This is a genomic window from Acetobacter cerevisiae (genome assembly GCF_001580535.1).
GTDB lineage: Bacteria > Pseudomonadota > Alphaproteobacteria > Acetobacterales > Acetobacteraceae > Acetobacter > Acetobacter cerevisiae.
This window is the reverse complement of the sequence record NZ_LHZA01000070.1, coordinates 1-5382: the sequence shown is the minus strand read 5'-3', so window position 1 is coordinate 5382 and position 5382 is coordinate 1. Positions and strand designations below refer to the sequence as shown.

The window sequence follows — 5382 nt, the reverse complement described above, 5'->3', positions numbered from 1 at the left end:
ATAGCGAATTTCCAAAAGGGCTCTCACTTGAAGAGGGGAGATATAATGTTTTTAAAAGATACAAACGAAAAGGTTGAAATCCTTTCAGATGAAGGTCAAGTCGTTGAGCAGTATTATCCCAATGAAAAATTAAAGACTACTACAAGAAAAATAATGGTAAAAATATTGTCTGGAAATCATGTTGGTTATACATTTGAGACAAATATAGAAAATTTAAAATACAATTGAGTGGAAAATATGGAACAAGATTTATTAGCGTATTTAAAAAACAACTGGAAAAAGCCTTTTAGAACAGTTTCGTTTTGGTTTCTTTCAGTGTCGCTTGCTTTTGTGTTTGACCTTCTTTCAGAACATACAACAACAGTTTGTGTAGGGCCGTTCAATTGTCATTTGGAAAGCCTTATTGATGATACTACAGAAAATGTCTTAGTTATAATATCCATCTGTGTTGTTTATTTTTTCTCGCCAATAATTGATAAGAAATTATTGGAGTTAATAAAGAAATAAATACGAATATTTATTTCTTTATGGGTAGATATGAAAGTTATTTTGATAAAAGAATAAAAATTAATTAAATGTAAATTCCTTTTTTATTTTAAGGGGGTCAACGGGGGAGATACTCCCCCTTGCCAGATGTCGAATGGGTAGCCATTCGACACTGCTGGCTCCTTTTTAAATCGTCACGCTTGCAAAGGCTGTTTGCGGGTAGCTTATGGCCTCTATGGTTTGACTGAGATTGGCGGTGGTGATGCCAGTCAGATAGGTGGTTGTCCCTTGGCTTTTGTGGGTTGCTTCATGACCCAGAAGACGGTCAATCCAGACTTCCCGGATATTGGCATCCGCATTTCTGAGCCGGGTCGATACCGTGTGCCGGAAGGAATGGAAGGTGATTTCTGCTGGCAGACCAATGCGGGTCTTGAGCAATGAAAAAGCTCGTCCCAGTGCTGCGCCCCTGACTCCCTGTTTTGAAGTCTCCAGGCCGGGAACGAGGTACGGGCCATCAGTGGTCTTTTTTAGCGCCAGAAGACCTGCTTCAATAAGTTTTGAGTGGACTGGCACCATACGAGTGCCCGTTTCCGTCTTGGTTGCCCAGCCAGTTTCGGTGTGTGGTCGAATGAGAAAGCAGGGGATCCCATCAATGTTTTGGAGGTCTTCTTTGCGCAAGGTGCAAATCTCGCCCAATCGCATACCGCTATAAGCTGCAATCAATGTGACCAGCCGGAAGGTCTGTTCTGATACGGACGTGCTATGCCATGGGGCGGATGCCAGCAAAACGAGTTCCTTGGTCGTCCAACTTCTTCTGACTATCTTCTGCCCACTCTCAAAATTCCAGCCTGTCCACGGATTGCGTGTGACCAGTTCCCGCTGGTGTAACTGGTTCCAGAGGGCAGAGAGGCGCATCATGTGATTTTTGACGCTTTTTCTCGCTCAGGGTCGGTAAAGCCTCTTCTTTGGTTCTCTCTGAGCCTCTTCTTCAAGGGTAAGGCTGCTTTTGCGTTTGCCCAGTGACGCAGGCAGAGAAAACAGAAGGTCGCGGAAGGCTCCGGCCTTCTCGCCCCCTATGATGGATACGGGGGCATCTCCAAAGGCTTGCAGAAAAAGGTCTACAGCCCGTTGTGTGGCTTTCTTGGTGTCAGCGCTGGCATGGGGATTATCCTGCACAAAGCGTTTCAGGGCACCGGAAAGCATCATGGGTTGGGCTTTGGGTGTCTTGGCTGGTTTCTTTATTGTCCGGGGCCTTGGCATCGATGCTGAAACTGGCACGGACCTCGTTTCCTGAGCAGATGAAGGCAGGTTCACGCTCTGCAAATCCCGCAGTGCAACCCGCAGTCCCTCAAGCCTGCTTAAGGCGTCCGGTTCAGCCAGTGCAGAATGGACCTGCATGAACAAGTTCAGTGGTTCTGGCATGAAGGAGGGATGCCTTTTTGCGGGCTTCATTCTGGTAGCCGGTTTTCAGGGAAACCCAGATTTCCCGCCGGTTTAAGGCTGCTCGCAGGGCAGGGGGAACGATACGGCGAAAGTGGTAGGTAGTGCCTCTAACTCGGAGCATAAAATCTTCCCTCAGTGGGGAAGGACAATGGAGCAAAGACAGCCTTTGCCCCTCATTCAACCGAAAAATCGTGCTATTTCAGGTGTCTGTGGTGCGAACTGCGGGACTCGAACCTTCATAGTCCTGCACAGTCCCGCAGTTAACCTCTTGAAAAGACGAACAAAGTGCTCTGTCGTCACCTTCGGGGTTGAATTTCTGGTAAGTATTTTGGTTGAACATTATGGGAAGGTCAAGCCGGGCAAAGGGGCCGCATTCGCGGTGTTGCGGAGTGCGGGAATACGGTATGACTGCGTGACTGTATGAAGTGTAGCAGGGGGTAAAGAGCAGCATGTTGTATCTCGCGCCATTGGAACGGGCTCTTGACCGCTTGAAAGAAGGCTGGGTTCGGCATGAGAGCGCACCAACGGATGAACAGCTACGCGATGGCCTGATACAGCGCTTTGAATTTACCTATGAACTTAGCCATAAAACCCTGAAGCGGTTTTTGGAACAGAACTCCGCCTCACCAGACGAATATGACCGGATGGGATTTCCCGACCTTATCCGCTCCGCCAATGAATCCGGTCTTCTAAAAGGCTCGTGGGCTGAATGGAGCGTGTATCGGAAGATGCGCAATTTAACGAGCCATACCTATAACGAGATAACGGCACGGCAAGTTGTGGCAGGTATCCCTGACTTTATAGAAGAGGCTGCATTCTTGTTGCAGGTCCTAAAAGAACGCACAGCATGACATCTGCTTTGGCTCTTTCCCCTAAAGAAACACTTATCATCGCAACTCTTCTCAAAGAGTTTGTGCCAGACAAAGAGGTTTGGGTGTTTGGTTCCAGGGCAAAAGGAACTGCCAAGCCGTATTCAGATTTGGACCTTGCGGTTATTGGCGGAGAGCCGCTTCCTTTACTGGTGCGGGTCGGTTTGGAAGAGGCTTTTTCTTCGTCTCAGCTACCTTGGAAAGTCGATGTGCTGGACTGGGCAACAACCGATGCAGTCTTTCGCGACATTATTCAGAAAGACCATATTGTTATTCAAACACCCTTAGAAAATCGCCGCTAAAAAAGCGTTCACTGAGGGTTCCCTTTCCCTGTCGTCCCTCATTTAACAGCCTTCTGAAAATACCTTTTAAAGGTGAGCTGTTGAGAACTTATCAAGAGCTAAAAGGCCTTTTCCGCTGCTAGAACCTGCCGCGGATTGAGGGGCGTCACATTCCCGACCCGGTCACTTGCAGAAAAGTTGGTTACCTTAAAGCCAGCCGTGCAAACCAGCGGACACGTTGTGTCGCGATGGTTTGCAATCTGGTCAGGGGGAAAGCGCTGCTTTCCCCCGTGAACCCCCTTTTCTGTGGTGAAGGAGTGCCTTGCCATGTCTGTCAGACAATCCCCAAAAACCCTTGGTCGGTGCCATGATATGCGTATCCGCCTGTCCGATGCTGAACATGCTGTTTTAAAGCGTGCGGCATGTGCCGCTGGTGTTACCTGTTCGTCATGGCTGCGGTCTGTGATGCTGGCTGTTGTCGCCACAAAAAGCCGACATGATGCCCTTGTTTTTGCCTTGCAGGAGGTAGCCTACCAGCTTTCGGCCATTGGTAATAATCTGAATCAGATAGCCCATGTTCTGAATGGGGGCCGAAGTGCTGATGTTGGGCACACTTTGCTCGCCGTCGATGACGCCACAGCCCATGCCCGTGCTCTTTTGCGGAAGATACGGGCATGATTATCAAGGCCTCCCGTATCACAGCAGAAAGCACGCACCGTCATTTATACCGTCACCTGATGCGGACGGACGAGAATGAAGAGGTCAGGATCGTGCAGGGCAGGGAGTTCGCCCTTGCAGAAGCGGTCAAAGATGCACGCTACGCCAAACGACGGTATGGCCTGCGGCATGTTATCCTCAGCCCGGAACAGGCCACATCCCCTGAGACATTTCAGAAAATAGTGACACTTTACCAAAGTGAGTTCGGGGCTGATCCACCCTTGATGATTGTGGAGCACCAGAAAAAGCGGGCGGACGGACAGAGTTATGACCGGCACTGGCATGTCGTGTTTGCTGAAACCCTCACCAATGGGCGCAGTCTGAACTCCCGCTTTATCCGTATAAGGAACGAGAAAGTGGCCCGGTTTACGGAACTGGCCTTTGGTCAGCCTCTGACATCAGGCAAGCATAATGATGCGGTCATTAGAGCGCTGGAAGCGTCCTCTAACCCCCAGATGCAGCGGGCTGCCACAGACCTCAAGCAGGCCTTTTGGGGAGAAAGCGATAAGCCACAGGCAACATTTACGGACAAGGCCCATCAGGTCACCAGGCGCAAAGCAGGCAGGTCGGTGTTACCTTCCATGCGGGCCCATTTGCGCAAACGCTGGCAGGAAAAGGGGAGGGTCTTACTCTCTTTTATCGAAAGGGTAGCTGATGAGGGGTATCTTATTCGAGAGGGAGACAAGCCTGACGTCTGGTTGATTGGTCAAAACGGAGGCGCTCATCTGGCCTTACATCGTGTTTTGGGGCTGAAGAAAAAAGAGCTCGTCGTTTTGTTGTCGGATGCCGATCGGTCTGTTCCCTTATCTCCACCGCGTTTGACGGTAAAAGCAGTCAAAGTGAATAAGCCACCACCAATAGTCGTACCACCGGACTATGCCCAAAAGCTTGAAGCGTTAAGACATCGTATTCGGCCAAGATGGAAGCGGTCTGAGTGTCGGGCGGAACTGATTGCCTTACCCTACCAAAACATGGTGCGACGGCTGGAAAATAGCACGCTGGGAGAGATGCTGGAGCGGCTGCTGGCAGCCCTTATTGCCCGAATGCTGAAGGCACTATTTGGGTTATCCGTAGATGTGCCCCCCATAACAGCAGACGAAGCGAGAGAGCGGATTTCAAAGGCGTGCGCGGAGGTAGCCTCTTTACGGCAGCAGGACGTGCAGGAGCATTTTGCGTCACCGGAAGTGCAGGCTGCCTTGAAAGAACGCAGGCTTTTGAAGCAGTGCCTGGTGTCAGACAACCCGGTAACGCGGCAGGCGATGAAGGCCGGAGCATGGGGGGAGGCAATGATGACTCTAAGAAGTGAGCCGCGTGTGCCAGTTCACGCTGTGCCAAAAATGCCGCAGCAGAAGACGGTCTCGTATTTAGGTGGTCTGTAGGTTCTCTGGCCTTTCGGGGGCATGAGCTGGTTTTGCTGGTAAACATCTTCATGGGTATGGTCGGTGAACGCCTCATATCGGATCTCCCCAAACGGAGCAGCGACTGGCCTGTCGACGCGGATTTCTCACACTTGGGGTAATTTCAGGTTATTTTGTAGAATTCAGTCATCCCACAGGAGTCCGATCTGGAATATCGACGATATTCTG

General features: G+C 50.2%; 8 protein-coding genes. 5 read left to right on the top strand and 3 right to left on the bottom strand.

Features of this window, described 5'->3' with window-relative positions:
* The coding region (locus tag AD928_RS14635) for a hypothetical protein (RefSeq protein WP_209436627.1) at positions 1-228 on the top strand (228 nt) is incomplete at its 5' end.
* Between the two features lie 444 nt (positions 229-672).
* Here AD928_RS14635 and AD928_RS15125 read toward each other — a convergent pair.
* From AD928_RS15125 to AD928_RS15310, 3 genes are all read right to left on the bottom strand, one after another.
* Entirely contained in the window at positions 673-1404 is a 732-nt protein-coding gene (locus tag AD928_RS15125) for a site-specific integrase (RefSeq protein WP_233419876.1), read from the bottom strand.
* Positions 1405-1428: 24 nt separating this feature from the next.
* Complete coding sequence (locus AD928_RS15120) at positions 1429-1692, bottom strand: hypothetical protein (protein ID WP_233419875.1); 264 nt, start codon at positions 1690-1692, stop codon at positions 1429-1431.
* 166 nt (positions 1693-1858) lie between these two features.
* Positions 1859-2050: a DUF6538 domain-containing protein gene (locus AD928_RS15310; protein WP_308446022.1), complete on the bottom strand. Its 192-nt coding sequence runs from the start codon at positions 2048-2050 to the stop codon at positions 1859-1861.
* A 328-nt stretch (positions 2051-2378) separates the two neighbouring features.
* On the opposite strand from AD928_RS15310, the gene AD928_RS00775 reads away from it, so the two are divergent.
* The 4 genes from AD928_RS00775 (at position 2379) to AD928_RS00760 (ending at position 5175) form a co-directional block, all read left to right on the top strand.
* Positions 2379-2780, top strand: a complete 402-nt coding sequence (locus AD928_RS00775) for a nucleotidyltransferase substrate binding protein (protein WP_062247493.1) — start codon at positions 2379-2381, stop codon at positions 2778-2780.
* Positions 2777-3100 (top strand): nucleotidyltransferase family protein, encoded by a 324-nt coding sequence (locus AD928_RS00770; protein ID WP_062247491.1) that lies wholly within the window; start codon positions 2777-2779, stop codon positions 3098-3100. Before AD928_RS00775 ends, AD928_RS00770 begins: the two co-directional genes overlap by 4 nt.
* 306 nt (positions 3101-3406) lie before the next feature.
* The gene (locus tag AD928_RS14630; protein WP_156470026.1) at positions 3407-3757 is read left to right on the top strand and encodes a plasmid mobilization protein; all 351 of its coding nucleotides are present in this window, start codon (positions 3407-3409) and stop codon (positions 3755-3757) included.
* A 326-nt stretch (positions 3758-4083) separates the two neighbouring features.
* A complete protein-coding gene (locus AD928_RS00760; protein WP_156470025.1) occupies positions 4084-5175 on the top strand; it encodes a hypothetical protein in 1092 nt (363 codons plus the stop codon).
* Positions 5176-5382: the final 207 nt, after the last annotated feature.

Excerpts from the sequence above, each read along its gene's own strand:
- AD928_RS15310 (WP_308446022.1), bottom strand. The coding sequence starts at position 2,050 with ATGCTCCGAGTTAGAGGCACTACCTACCACTTTCGCCGTATCGTTCCC.
- AD928_RS15125 (WP_233419876.1), bottom strand. The coding sequence starts at position 1,404 with ATGATGCGCCTCTCTGCCCTCTGGAACCAGTTACACCAGCGGGAACTG.
- AD928_RS15120 (WP_233419875.1), bottom strand. The coding sequence starts at position 1,692 with ATGATGCTTTCCGGTGCCCTGAAACGCTTTGTGCAGGATAATCCCCAT.
- AD928_RS14630 (WP_156470026.1), top strand. The coding sequence starts at position 3,407 with ATGTCTGTCAGACAATCCCCAAAAACCCTTGGTCGGTGCCATGATATG.
- AD928_RS00770 (WP_062247491.1), top strand. The coding sequence starts at position 2,777 with ATGACATCTGCTTTGGCTCTTTCCCCTAAAGAAACACTTATCATCGCA.
- AD928_RS00775 (WP_062247493.1), top strand. The coding sequence starts at position 2,379 with ATGTTGTATCTCGCGCCATTGGAACGGGCTCTTGACCGCTTGAAAGAA.